At 57.8% G+C, this 20,418-nt stretch carries 17 protein-coding genes; 8 read left to right on the top strand and 9 right to left on the bottom strand.

Annotation, left to right across the window (positions count from 1 at the left end; translation table 11 throughout):
• Positions 1 to 52 precede the first annotated feature (52 nt).
• Both AC2FGC_RS14055 and AC2FGC_RS14050 read left to right on the top strand, forming a co-directional pair.
• Positions 53 to 877, top strand: coding sequence for an arginyltransferase (locus tag AC2FGC_RS14055; protein ID WP_058274522.1), 825 nt, complete (start codon positions 53 to 55; stop codon positions 875 to 877).
• A gap of 6 nt (positions 878 to 883) precedes the next feature.
• Positions 884 to 1,273 (top strand): VOC family protein, encoded by a 390-nt coding sequence (locus AC2FGC_RS14050; RefSeq protein ID WP_496723293.1) that lies wholly within the window; start codon positions 884 to 886, stop codon positions 1,271 to 1,273.
• Between the two features lie 134 nt (positions 1,274 to 1,407).
• Here AC2FGC_RS14050 and AC2FGC_RS14045 read toward each other — a convergent pair whose 3' ends face one another.
• The 3 genes from AC2FGC_RS14045 to AC2FGC_RS14035 all read right to left on the bottom strand — a co-directional run bounded on the left by AC2FGC_RS14045 (position 1,408) and on the right by AC2FGC_RS14035 (position 5,910).
• On the bottom strand, positions 1,408 to 3,762 hold the full coding sequence (locus AC2FGC_RS14045) for a TRAP transporter large permease subunit (protein ID WP_496723295.1): 2,355 nt from the start codon (positions 3,760 to 3,762) through the stop codon (positions 1,408 to 1,410).
• Positions 3,763 to 3,779: 17 nt separating this feature from the next.
• Positions 3,780 to 4,706 carry a TRAP transporter small permease subunit gene (locus tag AC2FGC_RS14040; RefSeq protein WP_496723297.1) on the bottom strand — a complete coding sequence of 309 codons (927 nt, stop codon included), beginning with the start codon at positions 4,704 to 4,706 and terminating at the stop codon, positions 3,780 to 3,782.
• 121 nt (positions 4,707 to 4,827) lie between these two features.
• A complete protein-coding gene (locus AC2FGC_RS14035) occupies positions 4,828 to 5,910 on the bottom strand; it encodes a TRAP transporter substrate-binding protein (RefSeq protein ID WP_109311369.1) in 1,083 nt (360 codons plus the stop codon).
• 248 nt (positions 5,911 to 6,158) lie between these two features.
• Between AC2FGC_RS14035 and AC2FGC_RS14030 the strand changes: the two genes are divergently transcribed.
• Both AC2FGC_RS14030 and AC2FGC_RS14025 read left to right on the top strand, forming a co-directional pair.
• Positions 6,159 to 7,592, top strand: coding sequence for a cache domain-containing protein (locus AC2FGC_RS14030; protein ID WP_496767021.1), 1,434 nt, complete (start codon positions 6,159 to 6,161; stop codon positions 7,590 to 7,592).
• The gene (locus AC2FGC_RS14025; protein WP_496767020.1) at positions 7,589 to 8,236 is read left to right on the top strand and encodes a response regulator transcription factor; all 648 of its coding nucleotides are present in this window, start codon (positions 7,589 to 7,591) and stop codon (positions 8,234 to 8,236) included. The genes AC2FGC_RS14030 and AC2FGC_RS14025 overlap by 4 nt, the downstream gene beginning before the upstream one ends.
• Before the next feature lie 83 nt (positions 8,237 to 8,319).
• Here the strand turns inward: AC2FGC_RS14025 and AC2FGC_RS14020 are convergent, their stop codons facing one another.
• Both AC2FGC_RS14020 and AC2FGC_RS14015 read right to left on the bottom strand, forming a co-directional pair.
• Positions 8,320 to 8,703, bottom strand: coding sequence for a bleomycin resistance protein (locus tag AC2FGC_RS14020; RefSeq protein WP_496782645.1), 384 nt, complete (start codon positions 8,701 to 8,703; stop codon positions 8,320 to 8,322).
• Positions 8,704 to 8,751: 48 nt separating this feature from the next.
• Positions 8,752 to 9,597, bottom strand: a complete 846-nt coding sequence (locus AC2FGC_RS14015; RefSeq protein ID WP_496723304.1) for a HalD/BesD family halogenase — start codon at positions 9,595 to 9,597, stop codon at positions 8,752 to 8,754.
• 422 nt (positions 9,598 to 10,019) lie between these two features.
• Between AC2FGC_RS14015 and AC2FGC_RS14010 the strand changes: the two genes are divergently transcribed.
• The 3 genes from AC2FGC_RS14010 to AC2FGC_RS14000 all read left to right on the top strand — a co-directional run bounded on the left by AC2FGC_RS14010 (position 10,020) and on the right by AC2FGC_RS14000 (position 13,423).
• Entirely contained in the window at positions 10,020 to 11,771 is a 1,752-nt protein-coding gene (locus tag AC2FGC_RS14010) for an acetolactate synthase 3 large subunit (RefSeq protein ID WP_282120496.1), read from the top strand.
• Between the two features lie 67 nt (positions 11,772 to 11,838).
• Complete coding sequence (ilvN, locus tag AC2FGC_RS14005) at positions 11,839 to 12,399, top strand: acetolactate synthase small subunit (RefSeq protein WP_496723307.1); 561 nt, start codon at positions 11,839 to 11,841, stop codon at positions 12,397 to 12,399.
• 289 nt (positions 12,400 to 12,688) lie between these two features.
• Positions 12,689 to 13,423 (top strand): helix-turn-helix domain-containing protein, encoded by a 735-nt coding sequence (locus AC2FGC_RS14000; protein ID WP_496723309.1) that lies wholly within the window; start codon positions 12,689 to 12,691, stop codon positions 13,421 to 13,423.
• Between the two features lie 5 nt (positions 13,424 to 13,428).
• On the opposite strand, the gene AC2FGC_RS13995 is transcribed toward AC2FGC_RS14000, so the two are convergent.
• The 3 genes from AC2FGC_RS13995 to prfB form a co-directional block, all read right to left on the bottom strand.
• The gene (locus AC2FGC_RS13995) at positions 13,429 to 14,211 is read right to left on the bottom strand and encodes a DUF2189 domain-containing protein (protein WP_496723311.1); all 783 of its coding nucleotides are present in this window, start codon (positions 14,209 to 14,211) and stop codon (positions 13,429 to 13,431) included.
• A 33-nt stretch (positions 14,212 to 14,244) separates the two neighbouring features.
• Complete coding sequence (locus tag AC2FGC_RS13990) at positions 14,245 to 15,639, bottom strand: amidase (protein WP_496723313.1); 1,395 nt, start codon at positions 15,637 to 15,639, stop codon at positions 14,245 to 14,247.
• A gap of 190 nt (positions 15,640 to 15,829) precedes the next feature.
• Positions 15,830 to 16,957 carry a peptide chain release factor 2 gene (gene prfB / locus AC2FGC_RS13985; protein WP_058277539.1) on the bottom strand — a complete coding sequence of 376 codons (1,128 nt, stop codon included), beginning with the start codon at positions 16,955 to 16,957 and terminating at the stop codon, positions 15,830 to 15,832.
• A 76-nt stretch (positions 16,958 to 17,033) separates the two neighbouring features.
• Here prfB and AC2FGC_RS13980 point away from each other — a divergent pair, with 76 nt between their 5' ends.
• Positions 17,034 to 17,867 carry an aminoglycoside phosphotransferase family protein gene (locus tag AC2FGC_RS13980; RefSeq protein ID WP_496723315.1) on the top strand — a complete coding sequence of 278 codons (834 nt, stop codon included), beginning with the start codon at positions 17,034 to 17,036 and terminating at the stop codon, positions 17,865 to 17,867.
• Here AC2FGC_RS13980 and AC2FGC_RS13975 read toward each other — a convergent pair.
• On the bottom strand, positions 17,861 to 20,347 hold the full coding sequence (locus tag AC2FGC_RS13975; protein ID WP_496723317.1) for a penicillin-binding protein 1A: 2,487 nt from the start codon (positions 20,345 to 20,347) through the stop codon (positions 17,861 to 17,863). The two genes, AC2FGC_RS13980 and AC2FGC_RS13975, sit on opposite strands and share 7 nt — an antisense overlap.
• Positions 20,348 to 20,418 lie beyond the last annotated feature (71 nt).

Here is a 20,418-nt window from a genome sequence, read left to right as displayed (position 1 = left end):
GCGGTTTTAGGATCGGTTGTTATCATCCGGTCCAAGGAAACACGGAACGTTCATGCGACACACGCTGCCAATCGCGCCACAATTCTATGTGACGGCCCCACAGCCTTGCCCTTATCTTGAGGGCAGGATGGAGCGTAAATTGTTCACTGCCCTTCAGGGGGAAGGTGCAGATCAGCTAAATAACTCATTGTCCCAACAAGGGTTTCGCCGATCGCAAAACGTGTTGTACCGCCCGTCCTGCTCCGATTGCGCGGCCTGTCTGTCGGCCCGGATCGACGTGACGGCCTTCCGCCCAAGCAAAAGCCAGAAACGTGCGGCTAAACGCAACGCGTACCTGCAACGCAGGGCGAATTCACCCTGGGCCACGGACGAGCAATACGAACTCTTCCGCCGCTATCTGGACACTCGCCACGCGGATGGTGGAATGGCCGATATGGACGTTTTCGAATTCGCCGCGATGATCGAAGAAACCCCGATCCGAAGCCGGGTCGTGGAATATGCCGACCCTAAATCCGGGGATCTGATCGGCGTCAGCCTGACAGATGTCCTGGATGACGGCCTCAGCATGGTCTACTCGTTTTATACCCCCCAGCAACCGCAGAACTCGCTGGGCACGTATATGATCCTCGATCACATCGACATCGCGCGCGAAGCCGGGTTGCCCTATGTCTACCTTGGATACTGGGTGCCGGGCAGCCCCAAGATGGGTTACAAAGCGCGCTTCTCGGGGCTTGAAGCCTATTACCAGGGCGAATGGATCAGCGTAAACAATCCATCTGAACTGACGGATTCCAGCCGCCACCCTTTGTCCACCGCGCCAATCGCGGAACAGGTTGCCAGCATTCAACTGCCCGACCGCCACCCCACCAAGGGCTGACACCCCATGACCCAAAGTCTTTTCGCCGTCACCCTCGTGGTGCCGGACTACGACGACGCGATCGCCTTCTATACCCAAACACTCAGTTTCACCCTGCTGCAGGATATTGACCTCGGCGGCGGCAAACGCTGGATCCGGGTTGCCCCGCCGGGTTCGGGTGACGCATCCCTGCTGCTGGCAAAGGCCGATGGCCCAAGCCAGACCGCCGCCGTTGGAAACCAAACCGGGGGGCGCGTCGGCTTTTTCCTTCAAACAGATGATTTCCAACGTGACCACAACGCAATGGTCACAGCAGGCGTCCATTTCGAAGAAGACCCGCGCAATGAGCCCTATGGCACCGTCGCCGTCTGGCGCGACCCGTTCGGCAATCGCTGGGACCTGATCCAGTTCACTTGATCCGCACTTCATCTCGCAAAAAATACCCCGGAGTTGAATTGGTCGCAGACCAAGAAGGGGCAGCGCCCCTTCCCCCAACACCAAAGCAAAGGGGGCCCACAGGCCCCCTTTTCAATTTGGTTATGAACGTCGCATCAATTCGGGATCAGATCCGGAACGATGGTCACGATCGACGGGAAGAACCACAGGATCGCAATCCCGACCACCTGAATGATCACGAACGGAATGATCCCACGATAGATGTGGCCTGTTGTGACTTCTTTGGGCGCGACCCCTCGTAAGTAGAATAGCGCAAACCCGAAGGGCGGCGTCAGGAACGACGTCTGAAGGTTCACCGCCACCATGATCGTCACCCATTTCGGATCGAACGAGCCACCGTAAATCACCGGTCCCACGATGGGGATCACGATGTAGATGATCTCGAGGAAATCCAGCACGAAGCCCAGAATGAACAGAACCAGCATCACGATCAGGAAGACCGTGAACTCGTTGTCAAAGCTGCGCAGGAACTGCTGAATATAGTGCTCTCCTCCGAACGAGATCACCACCAGGTTCAGCAGTTGCGATCCGATCAGGATCGTGAACACCATCGAGGTCACCTTGGCCGTCTCGCGCACCACGGGCGTCAGAACACCGCTGGTGAACAAAACCCAGCACCCAAACAACAGACCGAACAGAGCATACAGATAAGCACCGTAAGCAATTATGAAGGCGACCCAGGTCTCAAAGTTCACATTGCTCTGATTGATGCGCAAATCAAAGTTCACGCCCATCAGCAGCGCAATGATCACGGCAAAAGTGGCCCAGATGATCACCTTGCCCGAGCGCTCTTGGTCCTGCAGCTTGCGATAGGCTGCCAGCATGATCGCTCCGCCCGCTCCCAACGCGGCCGCTGGTGTCGGGTTGGTCACACCACCCAGAATTGATCCTAGCACCGCGATAATCAGAACCAATGGCGGGAAGACCACCCGGATCAGATCGTTCGTGGCACACCGGGCTGCCGCCTCCTTGCAGCCGTACATTGCCAAGGCAAAGGGCAAAGCCAGAAGGACGAAGGTCAATCCCGAAGACGTTGTTGGTGCAATCAACAGAACATCAACCAGCAACATCAACAGCAGACCGATAGCCCCTAGGATTAACGGTTGCGTCGGTTTGGACGGCGCAATGCCGCGGCCCATGACCAGTGTCAGACCCAGCAGAACCACAATCACCGCAACACCAGTACCAATCGGCGCCGCAGCGGCGATCTTGGCCTCGCGCGCCTCGACCAGCGCCTCTTCGCTCAGTCGTTCGGCGTTGGCGACACCACCTGCGGCGTCAATCGCCTCCTGCTCGGATACGGCTTGATCCCAGGCAGATTGCCCATGCAGTTCGATCATCGAGGCCTTGCACTGCTCGGACACATTGGTCCGCAACGACGCGCCCTCACCGATGTCCGAGAACGCCGAGACGTTGATATTCTGGCTGCCAATGACGCCCGAGCTGCTCAGCAGAACTGCGCCAACGATCAGAGCAACAGGTGCACCAAGCAACCAGGTCAGACCTTCGCCGCGCGTGATCGGCTCACCACTGCCACCCGACATTGGCACCGCCGGTGCTTTCTCAGGGTTCAGCAGCGCATAGCCAAAGGCATACAGCGCATAGAGCAAGGCCAACATGATCCCTGGCAACAAGGCGGCCTGGAACAGCGTCCCGACCGAAACCACAGCCGGTTCCCCCAGATAAGTCAGCGCATCGGTACAGCCAGCGTCCTGAGCGCGCGTTTCCTGCGCAGTTGAATAGAGATCACCCGCCAAGGTGCCCAACAGAACGATCACGATGGACGGCGGAATGATCTGCCCCAACGTGCCCGATGCCGCAATCACACCCGTCGCCAGTTCAGGCGAGTAGTTGTTGCGCAACATAGTCGGCAGCGCCAGCAGGCCCATGGTTACCACGGTCGCGCCAACAATTCCGGTCGAGGCCGCCAGGAATGCACCCACGACCACGATCGACACGGCCAGACCACCCGGCAACGGTCCAAAGACGCGCGCCATTGTTGTCAGCAGATCGTTCGCGATCTTTGAGCGTTCCAGCGTGATGCCCATCAGAACGAACATCAGGACGGCCAGCAGGGTCTCAATAGACTGCCCCGCCAGAACGCGTTCGTTCATGCGGTTCACGATGAACGACACGTTGCGATCCAGCGCGGTTTCCCAGCCTTGCACAAACACCGGCTCGGCGATCCTTGGTAAATCCGGGAAGCGGAACACCGACACCGTGTCCGGTTTGACGCCCGAATTCACAAGGTCTCGGTATGCTTGGGAACTGGTATCAATTGCCTGGTGTATTAACAGACCGGCGCTATCCAGCGCCGCGATGATCCCGAATGAAATGATACCGGCGCCGCCGATGGCAAAGGCCACCGGAAAGCCGGAAAGGATGCCCCCGAAGAGGCAGAAGAATACGATAATGAGGCCTATCTCGACGCCATCAAGTCCGAATAACATAGTCTGGGTCTCCGTCCCTAATGTGCGCCTTCGTAGGCTTCTTCACCCTCGCCAAGGCTGTCCTTGTCGAGGTATTTTCCAACGCTGTCCGGCCCTTCGACGTATTCCAGATACGAGCGGTACAGGAATGCGATTGCGTGCAGGAACACCATTCCGGCAAATGCAATCAGCAGGATCTTGAACAGGAAGTATCCGTTGAACCCATTTGGGCTGAACCCGATGGTTTCGATGTTCCAGCGCAGCGCACGGGATTTCATCACCAGACGATCCAGCGTGTCACTGGCCGACGGTTTCGGTACGATCAGGTGCCGCCACATGAAATACCAGCCATACATCCACGTCAGCACGGCCATCGGCATCATGAACAAAAGCGCGCCCAACATGTCCACCACACGCTTGGCGCGGTGGCTGATGCCGGCATAAATCAGATCAACACGGACATGGCCGCCCTGCACAAATGTGTAGGTGCAACACAGGCAGACGACCATCGCGTTATAAAGCTTCAGCTCTTCGGCGAACCAACTGATATCCATTTGAAACGGGATACCCAGACCAAAGGACATATCCGGGCGGGTAAACACGCGTTGCATGAAAACGATAACGATCTGCTGAATGACCATCAGCAAACCGGCCCATGCAAAGAAGCGCCCGGTGGTGTTGGCGAACCCTTCCAGGCCCCGCACCATCCCCCACATGAAATTCCGGTAGTACAGCCCGATGGCCGTCAGAACCAGAAAGAGGGTGAAAACCACAAAGAAGAACTCGACCGAGCCGCCATAGTAGACAAAGCGCATGATGGCTTCTTTGTCCGACCAGTTCAGCCAGAGTTGCGGATGCGTTATGGCGTATCCGAAATTATAGAAGGCTTCGGCAATGTTTTGAACGAACCACACAAGTCCGTTCCACAGGGCGCCGAAGAACGAGATACCGTTTTCGTCCTGCATGTTGTCCCCAGGTCGTATCAGTTGCACTGCTGATTATAGCGGTTTGATGGGTCCGCGCATACGCAACAGAGAAAGGTTTCCCCGCAAAGGCGGGGAAACCAATGGAACGTTTGGAAAACGTTTAGCCGCGGACGCGGTTACGCTGCGTGGTGTAAACACCCGACGACAGGTCCAGCCATCCAGCCGACGAGGCCGACGACGCCATGGCGCTGTCGTGGATTTTCTTGAACAGCTCGTCGCCCATGTTTTCGTCCAGCACTTCCTGGCTGGCCGCACCAAACGCATCCCAAACGCTGTCCGGGAATTCCATGACCTTGACGCCGCCTGATTGCAGGCGCTGCAGAGCGGCACCGTTGTTGGCCAGGAATTGTGCCAGGTTCCACTGGTGTGCTTCGGCAGCGGCAATCTCGATGATCTTCTGCTGAGCAGGTGTCAGGCTGTCGAACACGTCGCGGTTGGTTGCCAGCGACAGGCCTGCGTTCGGCTCGTGGAAACCGGCGGTGTAGTACACCTTGGTGATTTCCTGGAAACCGGCTTTTTCGTCAGCCCACGGACCGATCCACTCGGTACCGTCGATCGCGCCGGACGACAGCGCCTGATACACTTCCGAACCCGGAATGTTCTGCACGGACGCGCCCAGTTTACCCAGAGCTTGGCCACCCAGACCGGGCATACGGAATTTCAGACCTTGGAAGTCTTCTGGACCGTTGATCTCTTTCGAGTACCAGCCACCCGCCTGCGCGCCGGTGTTACCTGCCAGGAACGACTTCAGACCAAAGATCTGGCCCAGCTCGTCATGCAGCTCCATGCCGCCATCCTGATAGTACCAGTTCACCATTTCCTGAGCGGTCATGCCGAACGGAACAGCGGTGAAGAAGGCATAGCCCGGGTGCTGGCCAACAAAGTAATAGTCCGCCGCGTGATACATGTCGGCCTGACCCGACGAAACCGCGTCAAAGACTTCAAACGCACCAACCAGTTCACCGGCAGCCTTGATGTCAACGGTCAGGTTGCCGTCCGACATCGCAGTGATGCTGTCGGCGCAACGCTGTGCGCTGTCGAAAACACCCGCCAGGCCGCGACCCCACGAGGTTACCATGGTCAGCGTGCGCTTGCCCTGCGCATATGCCGGTGCCGCCAGCGTGGTGGCTGCAGCTGCCGAGCCGCCCAGAGCAGATGTTTTCAGAAATGAACGACGATCCATATGAGTGTTCCTCCCCTACATATTCAAAACCCGAGCGATTGCCGGGCGTAGTCGTTTTCAGTGCGCGTCAGCCTAATGACCAAGATGTGAATGTGAATACCTAGTACTACGTAGGGCATCGCGTTTTTGGTGTTTTACCGGGTGCAAACCGTGACAAATGCAAAATAATTCTGCGCGTCGGCCCTCTCATATGCGCCAATTCACCAAAAATTTTGCAATTTCCCGCCTGCTTGCGTATCGATTCGCCTATGAGGGGATTCCGGAACCTGATCTCGCTGACCTATGGCCAGAAATTGTCGCTTGTGGCGGCGATCCCTCTGGTCGTCGCAGTGGCCGCGATTGCTTTCTTTGTGGTTCAGGAATCCCGTGCAACCGCCGAACGCGAAATTGAAGCGCTTGAGCGGCGACTGATTGAAGCCAAGAAAGAAGAGCTTAAGAACTATGTCACGCAGGCTCGAAACGGGTTTGCCTATATCTACGGACGGGCATCCACAGAGGATAAGGTTGCGCAGAACCTTGTGACGCAAATCCTGTCAGCGATGATCTACGGCAAGGACGGGTTCTTTTTTGTCTATGACTATGACGGCAACAATCTCGTCAGCCCGCGCCAGACCGAATTCATCAACCGGAACTGGGAGGGGCTAACCGATAGCGACGGCACCCCTGTTGTGGACGAATTCATCAGCCTGGCCCGTCAAGGTGCGGGCTGGCACAGTTTCATGTGGCAAAAACCTTCGACAGGCGAAGAGGCGCAAATGATCGCCTATGTGGTCGGCCTGCAAGATTGGCGGTGGGCTGTCGGCACAGGAGTTTTCATCGACGATATCGTCGCAACAGTCGCCAACGCGCGGGCCGAGGTCGAGGCCCGCGTGCAACGGACGTTCTCGTATATTGGCGCAATTGTTCTTGCTGCGGTGTTGGTCGTCTTCGCCTCGGGCATGTTGCTGAACGTCCGCGAACGCCGTCTGGCAGATGCCAAACTCAAGGAACTGACACAGCGGGTTTTCGACGCGCAAGAAGAAGAGCGTGGCCGCGTGGCGCGCGAACTTCATGACGGCATCAGCCAGATACTCGTAGGCGTGCGCTATACCCTGGATAATGCGCGCCGCCGTTTGTCGCGCGGTGATGACGACGGTGCGCGCGAGCCGCTGGACAAGGGGATCGATACGCTTGGGTCCGCCATTACCGAAGTCCGCCGCATCAGCCGAGATCTACGGCCCGGCGTTCTGGACGATCTGGGCCTTGGCCCTGCCCTCAAGGCTCTGACCGACGATTTCTGTGAACGCACCGGGATCGAGACCGAATTCTCAACCGTGGTGTTCCGCAATCGGCTGGATCAGGATAGCAAGATCGCCCTCTACCGTATTGCCCAAGAGGCATTAACCAATATTGAACGCCACTCCGGCGCGACCCGTGTTACAATCGACCTGCGCGGCCACAAGAAAGGCGCAACAATGCGGATAACCGACAATGGCCGTGGGTTACGCACCACTCCTGATCCGGCTAACCCCGGTATCGGCCTGCGCAACATGCAGGAACGGATCGAACAGCTTGACGGATCGTTGCGCATTCTGTCATCACGCGCCCCACGCAGCGGAACGGTGATTGAGGTCAGCCTGCCCCTCAGCCACATGCTGCCGCCGCAAGAAGACGCAACGCCTAACCGAAAGGCCGGTACATGAGCGATCAGACAATCCGGGTTCTTATCGTCGACGACCACCCGATGGTCGCCGAAGGGATTCAGTCGATCCTTGAAAGCTATGACGAGATCGAGGTGGTTGGGACGCTAAGCAGCGGACAAGAGGCCGTTGATCGGGCCGCCGATCTGGCACCGGACGTGATCCTGATGGACCTCAACATGCCCGGTCTTGGTGGGCTCAGCGCGACCGAGATCATTCTGGAACGACTGCCCCAGACGCGCATCCTGATCCTATCCATGCACGACAGCCGCGAATACATCTCGACCGCGCTCAGCCACGGCGCCAGCGGTTACGTTCTCAAGGACGTTCCCACGGACGAGATCAAACAGGCCATCGACGCGGTGATGCGCGGCGAGCAGTACCTGTGCACCGGGGCCAGCGGATCGCTTCAGCCCAAAGGCGATAGCGCCCGCGAGGCGCTGACCACGCGTGAACAGACAATCCTGTTGGAACTGGCGCAGGGCAAATCCAACAAGGAAGTCGCCGCGGCGCTGGATATATCAGTCAGAACCGTTGAAACGCACCGCAAGAACATCAAGCGCAAACTGGGGATTTCATCCACCGCCGGCCTGACCCGTTATGCGCTTGAACATGGCGTTTTGCAGGGCACAAGCCCCGGCTTTTGATCCCGCAGCGCGGAACGCGCTGCCCGGCCCAACCGGAGGAGGTGCGCCAATGGCGCATCGACGACGGGCGGGAGCTTTTGATTTCAGGGCCTTGGCCGAATGTCCTCACCAAAAAAAACCAGTGTTCCATCCTCATCCAGGACGTGAAACTCGCGTTGCTGATACGGCTGATCAAACGGCGGACGCACGCGCCCCTCTGGTAAATCAGCCAACCCTGCCCTGAGGGTTTCATACAGATCATCAATCCCTGCAACATCGATATAGAAGGACTGATCATCCCCTAAAGCACGCCCATCATCGCGCGGCGGGCATTCAAGTAAGCGGATGGCGACCCTACCACTCGACAGAAAGGCATAATTGTCCTGCCTGAAACCGCAGGTAAATCCCAACCGGTCGCAATAGAAGTCAATCTGCTTTTGCAGTGACGAGCACAGAACAAAAGGCGTAAGCTGTAGCAATTCCGGCATATGCCCCTCCCACGGTAGCCTCTGCTCTCGATTGTAACCTGCAGCCGGTCAATCCAACAACTGATCCTTGCGCAATCCCACTCGCTGGTGATGATGCGGCAGAACCCGCCCATACAGCTGCCTGGTACGTTCAATCCCACCACACATGCCTTCGGCTTCCACAAAGGAAAAGATACCGACATACCGGCTACGCGCCCCTTGGACCGGGGCGACCCGGTGCAAGGCGTATCTGCCCTTGAAGATCTGCAAGTCTCCGGGCTGCAACTCCAGCGTCCTGACCAGTGCCCGGTTTCCATCCAGCACAGAGGCCACGGACAAGAAATTCTCGTCCTCGGCGCTGCGCAGGTTCGGCACATATTCAAAGGCCCCACCCGTCTCGCCATTCTGGATGGCCAGTGTCACGGTGTAGTTGTTTGTATCGAAATGCCAGGGAAAGCCCTGCCCTTCCTCGACCACGTTGACGATCACATCCGCCAGCGGATCATCATAGCGAAAGAACCGATCCTCCGGCTCATCCAGCCCATCGCGTATGAACGGCAAGAAGCCCTCGAATTCATAGATTCGGCGCAGTGGACCCGATTTGGGGAAATTGTCCGCGGGAACAAAGGCGTTCGACCGGTCATAAAATCTGCGTTTCGGGTGGTTCAGGTCCAACCGTGGATCGTCCTTTGAGAAATAAGCGTTGGTGCGGTTGAAAGACCGATGCGCGCGGTCGGCCACGGCATCCGCCTCTTTCAATAGCTGCGCCAAACCTTCGGGGTGGATAAAACCGGGCAAAACGGCACAACCGTCCTGATCCAACTCGCGGCGCAGATCACCGATCAACCGATCATATGCGCGCGAGCCCGGGCAATCGATCGGATACCGCCCCAGATCTATCAGATCATGGATCATCCTCCGCCTCCCTTTTTTGTTCGGTCAATCTCAGCGTGCCGCAGTCAAAACTGCTCATCATGCTTGTTTCGGACATCGCGATGCCGCTTTTTGACTACCCTCAAGTCAGAAATCCGGAGGTCAAAGGGGGTATTTTTCCTGAATATTCCCTGCATGCGTCAATCTGCGCAATAAAATGTCGCAAATTTCACCCTCAGAGTTAGAAAATTGGTGCAAAAGCCTGTTGACGCCCCTTCCCCCGGCTCATAATGTCCCTGCACGCAAAGAAGGAGCCTCTGGCGATGAGAACGCTAGTCGTAATCGTAGGAACCACGCGCATGGGCCGGTAACGGTAAACCATAATCGAACCCATGCGCCTCCGAAAATCTCGGGGGCTTTTTTTTGTCAAACGCAAGACACATGTCGCGAACGGAGCAAAGCAGATGACACGTGAGATGACCGGCGCAAAGATGGTAGTTCAGGCCCTCAAGGATCAGGGCGTGGACACGGTATTCGGATACCCCGGCGGTGCTGTGCTACCGATCTATGATGAGATTTTTCTGCAAAACGATATTCGTCACATTCTGGTGCGGCATGAACAAGGCGCGGTTCACGCAGCCGAAGGCTATGCCCGTTCGACCGGCAAGCCCGGCGTTGCCCTTGTGACCTCTGGCCCCGGCGCGACAAATGCCGTGACCGGCCTGACGGATGCGCTGCTGGATTCGATCCCGATTGTGGTTCTGACCGGACAGGTTCCAACCTTCATGATCGGCTCGGACGCGTTCCAAGAGGCCGATACCGTTGGCATCACCCGCCCCTGCACCAAGCATAACTGGCTGGTCAAGGATACCGACTCGCTGTCCGACACGATGCACGAGGCATTCCATGTCGCCACCTCCGGCCGCCCTGGTCCGGTTCTGGTCGATATCCCCAAGGACGTTCAGTTCGCCTCGGGCGAATATAGCGCGCCGAAGCCTTCGACCTCGCATTACCAGCCGGTCCTGAAAGGCGATCTGGAAGAGATCACCGAACTGGTGGCCGCAATTGAGACCGCCAAGAAACCCGTCTTTTACACCGGCGGCGGCGTTATTAATTCCGGCACAGCGGCCAGCCAGTTGCTTCGTGAACTGGTTGATGCGACAGGCTTCCCGATCACCTCAACCCTGATGGGTCTGGGCGCCTACCCGGCGTCGGGCAAGAACTGGCTGGGCATGCTGGGCATGCACGGACTCTATGAGGCCAATCTGGCAATGCATGACTGCGACCTGATGATCAACATCGGTGCGCGGTTCGATGACCGGATCACCGGGCGGATCGACGCGTTCTCGCCCAATTCGAAAAAGGCCCATATCGACATCGACCCGTCCTCGATCAACAAGGTGATCCGCGTGGACATCCCGATTGTTGGCGATGTTGCACATGTGCTGGAGGACATCCTGAAGGTTTGGAAAGCGCGTGGCCGCAAGACAGATGAGGCGTCGGTTGCCAAGTGGCAGGATCAGATCACCGAATGGCGCAAAGTGAACTGTCTGGCCTACACCAACAGCGAAAAGACGATCAAACCGCAATACGCGCTTGAACGGCTGGAAGAGCTGACCAAAAAGCACGACCGTTACATCACCACCGAGGTCGGTCAGCACCAGATGTGGGCCGCACAGTATCTGGGGTTCGAAGATCCGAACCGCTGGATGACCTCGGGCGGATTGGGCACCATGGGTTACGGCTTCCCCGCCTCCATCGGCGTGCAGATGGCGCACCCGGATGCACTGGTCATCAACGTCGCAGGCGAGGCTTCGTGGCTGATGAACATGCAGGAAATGGGCACTGCGGCGCAGTACCGCCTGCCGGTGAAACAGTTCATTCTGAACAATGAACGCCTTGGTATGGTGCGTCAGTGGCAGGAACTGCTGCATGGCGAACGATATTCGCATTCCTGGTCCGAAGCCCTGCCCGATTTCGTCAAACTCGCCGAGGCATTTGGGGCCAAGGGTATCCTGTGTTCCGATCCGGCCGATCTGGATGACGCGATCATGGAGATGATCAACTATGACGGTCCAGTGATCTTCGACTGTCTGGTCGAAAAGCACGAGAACTGCTTCCCCATGATCCCATCGGGCAAGGCGCATAACGAGATGCTGCTGGGCGAAGCCGAGACGCAGGGCGTGATCGATTCCAAAGGCTCGGTTCTGGTCTAACACAATTCGACGGATTTTGTTGGGTGCTCTGGCACCCGGCCATCACAGGATTATGAAAGGGACATAAATGTCTGCCCTACATATCAAACAAGGCGCAACGCGCCATTCCGCCTATAACCTACGCCCCACGTTTTCGGACGTGCAGGAACGCCATACGATTGCTGTCCTGGTCGAAAACGAACCGGGTGTCTTGGCCCGGGTGATCGGATTGTTTTCGGGCCGGGGTTACAACATCGAAAGCCTGACAGTCGCCGAGGTGGATCACACTGGCCACCTAAGCCGCATCACCATCGTCACCACCGGCACCCCTCAGGTGATCGAACAGATCAAAGCCCAATTGGGCCGTATCGTTCCGGTGCACGATGTTCACGACCTGACTGTCGAAGGCCCCTCGGTCGAGAGGGAACTGGCGATCATCAAGGTTGTCGGCGCGGGCGACAAGCGGGTCGAGGCGCTGCGTCTGGCCGATATCTTTCGCGCCAGCGTTGTCGATAGCACGTTGAATTCGTTCATCTTCGAACTCACCGGTGCCCCGGACAAAATCGATGCCTTTGCCGATCTGATGCGCCCGCTGGGCCTTGTCGAGATTGCACGCACCGGCGTGGCCGCCCTGCTGCGCGGCGACTGACTTTTTCGCCTCGCCCCCCTTTTGGTACCGGGGCGAGGCGCAGTCCCAGGACATGCTCAAACAATACTGCTGTATGTTGCTTATGAGCATGGTTACCCAAAAAGATCATACAAATTGACGTAAAGCCTATTGCGTTTGCCTGCCCCTACGTTAACTTCGGGGGCGTAGCGTGGTGTTGGGATGCGCCAGCTGGGGTCACCAGTACGATTGTGAATGCATGCACGGCCAAAAAGGTCGGGTGCGTCGCACTTTTTGAAATGACACTCTGGAACCTGGGACAGAAATGACCATGAGTATCCGCAGTCCTGATGAATTGCGCCGGATGTTCGGCGACAATCTGCGACAATTGTCGCGGCAATATTCGTCCGTGTCCGAGCTGTGCCGCCAGCTGGGCATCAACAGGACCCAATTCAACAGATATCTGGCCGGTGAGAGCTTTCCCCGCCCCGATGTTCTGGATCGCATGTGCCGGTTTTTCGAGGTCGACGCCCGTATCCTGTTGCGGCCTCTGGAGGAAATTGAAACGCCACCGGAACATCCGGCGGCTTCGGCCCTGACTGAATTCCTGGGGTCCGGCCCCTCGACGCTAACCGAAAACCTGCTGCCGGCGGGCTTTTATTATGCGACGGAAACGGGACTGGACGGATCTCCCATGACCAGACACCGGCTGATCCACACGCGCCGTTTGCCGCAATGCACCCTGGTGCGCAGCTATGAGCCCGAAAATGAGGGGATACCGGCCGACACCACCAGACGTGAAGTACAAGGCATCGCGGCTTGCGCCGGACGGCAGATTTTTATCCTTATGTCCAGCCGCGCAGCCCAAAACAGCCGTATCTACCTTGTAACGCGCGGCGCTGAAGAAAACTCCGAGCGATGGCGTGGCATTGCAATTTGCCTGTCCAAGACCAACGCTCAGGCGACCACAATGCGCCGGATTTCGCTGAACTATTTGGGCAATCAGGCAAAGGCCGCCCTTCCTGCGGCGCGCGCTGCCAAACGGCTCAAGCAAAGCGCTGCATAGGCTCTTCAAGCGTCTTTCCCGGCTCCTGCCAGAGTGATCAGACGATACAGGTGCCAACTGGCATGCCCCAGCAACGGCAAAAGGATCAACAACCCCAAAAACCACGGGATCATGGCCAAAAATGTCACGACAGCCACGAACACACCCCACCCCAGCATGATTTTCGGGTTCGAACGGACATAGCTGAAACTGGCGATCATCGCGGTCACGAAGTCCAGTTCCCGGTCCAGCAACATCGGGATCGAAAGAACCGTGATCATGTATAGAATAAGCGCAAAAATGGCACCCACAACGCTGCCGACGGCCAGCATAATCAGGCCATTGGGCGTCATAAAGACCTCTAGCGAACTGGAGACGTTGGTCATGGTCGACAGCCCCATGAACAACGCAAAGATCATATGGCCAAGAAAAAACCAAAACAGAAAAATCACCACGATGATCGCGCAGATGGACGGTAATTGACGGCGGCTCTGCTGCAGGACCACGCCGAAAACCTCTTTGAAATTCAATGGGTCACCCTGTTCCAGCCGGTGTGACACCTCATACAACCCCACCGCCGCAAAGGGGCCGAGTAGTGGAAAGCCGATGGTGGCCAACACCAGCCAGTATGACGTCTGCGTCTGCACCGTGACCCACGCCATGGCCAAGCCAGCCAAAACATAGAACCCACCGAACAACAGGCCAAAAACTGGTGCCCGACGAAAATCAGCCCAGGCACGGCGCAACGCCTCGCGCAGCATTCCGGTATCCACAGGTCCCATATCCGGAACCCCAAAGGGTTTTTCCATGCTCTGTTTCTCCTCCTGTTTCCGGCGCTCTCCTCAAGCCGGTTGTTTTTGGGGCCACCTTGTTGCGTCGTGATACGCGACCCCGATTGACAATATATCCGCATCCGCGCCACGCGGGCCAAAGACCTGCATGCCCATCGGCAACCCGCCTGCCCCAAACCCCACCGGCACCGACAGACACGGCAAGCCAATCAGACTGACTGGAATCATGACCTGCATCCAGCGGTGATAGGTTTCCATGCTTTTACCGGCAATCTCGGTGGGATACGGAAGCTCAAGTTCAAACGGCCAGACCTGAGTAGACGGCAGGGTCAACGCATCAAACCCTTCGAACAGTTCAGCCGCGCACCGGAACCAATCCGATCGTACAACACTCGCCTGATGCACCTGCATCGCCGTCAGGGCTTGCCCCTGGTCAAGCTCCCATTGCGCCGTGTCCTTCAACTGCGCCCGCTGTTCAGACTGCGGGGCCAGACTTGCCGCCACGCTCCAGGATCGTAAGGTCGACCAGCTTTCGAATATGCGTTCCGCATCAAAGGGCGGCCCAACAGCTTCAACCTGCGCCCCCTGCTGTACGAAAACGGACAGCGCATCCTGGCACAGGTCCAAAATACTATCCTCAAACGGCATCGCCCCGCCCCAGTCGCCCAGCCAGCCGATCCGCATACCGGACAGATCGGCCGCCTGAACTGGGGACACCGCAGCATTATGCGGGGTTGCAGGATGCCGCGGGTCAGGCCCTGAAATTACGTCCAACAACACACCCAGATCTTCCGGGGCTCGTGCCATTGGGCCAAGCGTGGACAGTTGGTGAAGGTATACGTCGCCCGCCGGTTCAGGCGGCACACGTCCCCAACTTGGGCGAAACCCATAGACATTGTTCCAGGCCGCCGGATTGCGCAAACTGCCCATCATGTCAGAGCCATCCGCCAGCGCCACCATCCCGGTGGCCAGCGCAACCGCTGCCCCACCCGATGATCCACCGCATGTCTTAGAGTGATCATACGGGTTACGCGTGGCACCATAAACGGGATTGAACGTGTGCGAGCCCAAGCCAAACTCTGGCGTATTTGTTTTACCGATCAGGATTGCGCCGGCCGCCCGCATCCGTGCGGCTATCAGATCGTCCTGTTCGGGTACATGATCGCGATACAGCGGTGATCCCTGCGACGACACCACTCCGGCGACATTCACCAGATCTTTGACCGCGATCGGCAGACCATGCAACGGGCCTGTCACTGGCCCCGCATCCAACGCCCGCGCCTCGGCCATCAGCGAGTCTTCATCGCGCAGCGCAACAATCGCATTCAGAGGCGGGTTGATCGCCGCAATGCGATCCAAGGTTTCACGCATCAAATCAGCTGCAGAAAGACGCCGGGCCGAAAGCGCCGCCAACAAGGCAGTTGCGGTTGTCTGACTTAAATCCATCCGGGACCCATCGCATTCAGTGTTACCAAGTCGCGATCAGCCTAACGAGGCCACAACCCCATTTAAACCCGTGTTTTACATATATCTTTTACCATGCACACCGCAGCGCACGGATCCAACTCATCTGGCCAAAAATATCCCGGGGGAGTCTCCGCCTGCGGAGACGGGGGCAGCGCCCCCTTGCGGCGTCTCAGCCGTCGCCTTGCGCCTCGGAGCGGCTCTTGCCCGCCACATCCATCGCAAGGGTGGCAGCCATGAACCCATCCAGATCGCCATCCAGTACACCTTTGGTGTCCGATGTCTCATGGTTGGTACGCAGATCCTTGACCATCTGATAGGGCTGCAAAACATAAGACCGGATCTGGTTGCCCCAGCCGGCATCACCCTTGGCTTCATGTGCCGCGTTAATGTCCGCGTTGCGACGGTCCAATTCCTGCTGATACAGGCGCGATTTCAGGGCTTTCATGGCAATATCGCGGTTCTGGTGTTGCGACTTCTCAGAACTGGTCACGACGATCCCGGTCGGAATGTGCGTAATTCGAACTGCCGAATCCGTGGTGTTCACGTGCTGACCACCCGCGCCCGATGACCGATATGTGTCGATGCGAATTTCGGACGGGTTCACCTCAATCTCGATATTGTCGTCGACCACCGGATAGACCCAGACCGAACTGAAGGATGTATGCCGCTTGGCTGCCGAGTCAAATGGCGAAATCCGCACCAGACGATGCACACCGCTTTCGGATTTCAGCCAGCCATAGGCGTTGTGACCCGAAATCTTGTAGGCGGCGGATTTGATGCCCGCCTCTTCGCCCGCAGTCTCGGACTGCAGCTCGACCGTGTAGCCCTTCTTCTCGGCCCAACGGACATACATGCGCGCCAGCATCGAGGCCCAGTCACAGCTTTCGGTGCCACCGGCGCCCGAGTTGATTTCAAGGAACGTGTCATTGCCGTCGGCTTCGCCATCCAGCAACGCCTCAAGCTCTTTCTTGGCGGCCTTCGCCCCCAATTTTTGAATGGCGTCTTCGGCGTCGGTGACGACCTCTTCATCCTCTTCCATCTCACCAAGTTCGATCAGCTCGATATTGTCGCTTAGATCGGTCTTGATGGATTCGTAGGTCTCAATGGCATCGACCAACATCTGACGCTCGCGCATCAGTTTCTGCGCGTTCTCGGGGTTGTCCCATAGGTTAGGATCCTCGACGCGCGCGTTGAATTCCTCAAGACGATGAGGGGCGGTCTCATAGTCCATGCGCTGCGCCAGCAGCTCCAGCGACTTTTCGATTTCCGCCACGGTGTTCTGGGTTTCGGCGCGCATGGTCTTGTCCCAACTTGCTCAATCAGGCCTGCGTGATAGCAAGAGGCGCGGGCCACCACAAGACAGGCGAGACGGAATGCAAAACGCGTTGAGCGAGTTTCTGACAGGATGGGATTTGGAAGACGCACAGCCCGTCGCAAATACCGGGCATGCACACGTGTGGAAGGTCCGAACTTTGGACAACACGCTTGCAGCGCTCAAGATCTATCGCCGCCCAAACCGTGGCAATGAAACAGCGGGCCCGCACCTGATGCACCTGTGGCGTGATCGGGGTGCTGTGCACATATTGGCCGAGGGCCCCAACGCCGTTTTGACGGAATGGCTTGAAGGACCGTCACTTGGGGATATCGCGCGGTCAGGTCGCCCGGATGAAGCAGTGCGCGGCCTGGCGACGGCAGCGGATCGACTGCACCAAAGGCCGACCATCGACACGACCCGGCTGAAACCGCTTCAGGAAGTCTTCGCGCCAGTTTTCGACTGTCAATTCTCGGACGATTGCCCGATCCGACTACGGCACGACATGATGCAAGCGATCAGCATTGGCCGTCACCTTCTGGACACGCAGGATACGGTTGTTCCGCTGCACGGGGACCTGCATCATGACAACGTGATCGCAACACCTGCCGGGCCTCGGGTCTTTGACGCCAAGGGGTACATCGGCGACCCGGCATTCGAGCTGGCCAATGCCCTGCGCCACCCCAAAGGCATGCCAGAGTGGGTTCGCCGACCTGAACAGATTGAAACTGGCCTGGCGCTATACGCGACCGCCATGCGGGTAAAAAAAGGACGACTTGCCCAATGGGGTGCCGCAAAATGTGCTCTGTCGATCTTCTGGCGCGCAGATGGCACCGTCACACATGACCCGGAAGAAGACCTGTTGAACCTTCTCCTGCAAGCAGCGGATCAGTAAAGACCGCCGCCCTGCAGATCACCCTGGCTGGCGTTGGGGCCAACAGTGATTGTGTTGCCGGTCGACGTGGTAACCTGACGGCCCGAGCTGGCCTCTTCGAACAGAGGCAGGTCGGAGCCCATCGCAAAGCCACCGTCGTAGACACGGTCGATAAAGCCGTCGACGCCATCGCGGAAATATTCGGCCACGACATAGTCACCGGAAGCATCGGCAGGCAGGCGCGCGCCACTAAAGCGGTCGATCTTGATGAAGTGGCCGCCTTCGGGCACATCAAACGGACCACCGCCGTATTTCTCGACGGCTTTCTCCATGAAGCTCTGGAACACTGGCCCGCACAACGTACCCCCATAGGCCCCCCGCCCCATCGGACGCGGGCGGTCATAACCGATATAGCAACCAGCAACGATGTTCGAGGTGAAGCCAATGAACCACGCATCCTTGGATTCGTTCGTCGTACCCGTTTTACCCGCAGTCGGCACCGGCAGATTGACGACACTGGACGCGGTCCCGCGATCCACCACACCTTTCATCATCGACGTCAACTGATAGGCGGTGATCGCATCCATGACCTGAGAGCGATTGGTCTCGATGGTGGGCGACTCGTCCGGCTCAAGCCAGGCCGAGTTACAATCCAAGCACTGACGGTCATCATGGCGATAGATCGTCTTGCCGAACCGATCCTGAATACGGTCAACCAGTGTGGGCTCGACCCGCTCACCGCCATTTGCGAACATCGCGTACGCGGCGACCATCTTGTACAGCGTGGTTTCTTCCGACCCCAGCGAGTTCGCCAGGAACGCGCCCATACGGTCATAGACGCCAAACCGTTCCGCGTAGCCAGCGACAACAGGCATGGTCACCTCTTGCGCCAGACGAATGGTCATCAGGTTCCGCGATTGTTCGATCCCGGTGCGCAGCGGCGTCGGACCATAGAACTTGTTCGAAGAGTTCTTGGGTCGCCACAGACCTTGGGGGGTGTTCACTTCGATCGGGGCGTCCACAACGATGGTCGCTGGACTGTAACCACTGTCCAGCGCAGCGGCATAGACGAAGGGTTTAAAGCTGGAGCCGGGCTGGCGCTGCGCCTGCGTGGCGCGGTTGAACACCGAATCCTGATACGAGAACCCGCCCTGCATCGCCAGAACACGGCCCGAGTTCACGTCCATCGCAACAAAGCCGCCCTGCACTTCCGGCACCTGACGGGCGGACCACTGGCCTTCCTCTCCAGCCATGACCAGAATGACGTCACCGCGCTTGAAGTTTGCCGCAAAATCACCTTGCATCCATTTGATGTCAGCACGCGGGACGATGCCGTCTGCCGGACCGTCCTCGATCCCTACGGTCAATTGCTGTTCACCCACATTCAGTACAACGGCCGGATACCACTGGGTCGGCAGCACTACGTCGCGGGGAATTTCCATGATGGCCAAGGCTTCGCGCCATTGCGCCTCATCCGCCAGTTTTTCTTCAGGGATCACCTCGCCCGTACCACGCCACTTCCCACGTGAACGGTCGTATTTCTGCAATGCGGTGCGCAAGGCCTTGGCTGCCTCAAGCTGCATTTCCTCGTCAACCGAAGCGCGAACCGCGAAACCCCCAGTAAAGAATTCGCCCTCGCCGAAATCCTCGCTCAGTTGGCGGCGGATCTCGTCGGTGAAATAGTCACGCGGCGGCAACGCCGTACGGAAGCTTTCGAAATCTCCGTTCTGGACCGATCGGAGGGGCATTTCGACTTCGACCTCATAGGTCGCCTGATCGATATACCCATTCTGGTTCATCTCGCGCAAAACGTAGTTGCGGCGCGCCAGCAGGCGGTCCTTTTGCCGAACCGGGTGATAATCCGACGGTGCCTTGGGCATGGCGGCCAAAGTTGCGGCCTCGTGCGGCTCCAGTTCCTGCAAAGTCTTGTTGAAATAGGTCTGCGCAGCAGCGGTCACGCCATAGGAGTTCTGACCCAGAAAGATCTCGTTCATATAGAGTTCGAGGATTTGTTCCTTGTCCAGCGTATCCTCAAGCCGGGTGGCGAGGATGATTTCCTTGATTTTCCGTTCGGCGCGGCGGTCACCGGACAGCAGGAAATTCTTCATCACCTGTTGTGTAATGGTCGATGCACCGCGAACGGTTTCGCCCTTGGACTTCACCGCCTCGACACCGGCGGCAATGATACCGCGCGGATCGTAACCTTGGTGGGTGTAGAAATTCTTGTCCTCAGCCGAGATAAACGCCTGCTTCACCAGATCTGGAATCTCTTCGGACGGCGTGAACAAACGGCGTTCCTGCGCGAACTCGTCGATCAACTGGCCTTCGCCCGAATAGATTCGGCTGATCGTGGGCGGTTTGTACTGCGCCAACGATTCATGGCTGGGCAGGTCGCGCCCATACATCCAGAAGATCGCGCCGACGACCAGCGCGGCCATGAAGATACCCAATGTCACGAGGCTGAAGATCGCCCCGAAAATCGAAAGAATGAAACGGATCACGTTACTGCCTTTTACTCGCGGTGACGCCTATATAGTGATGGCCCGGCGCAGGGTCAAAACACGATGGCCAA

The sequence above is a fragment of the Ruegeria sp. CDSC054 genome (genome assembly GCF_059610645.1).
The sequence above is the reverse complement of the archived record's forward strand: the minus strand, read 5'-3'. Positions and strand labels throughout refer to the sequence as shown.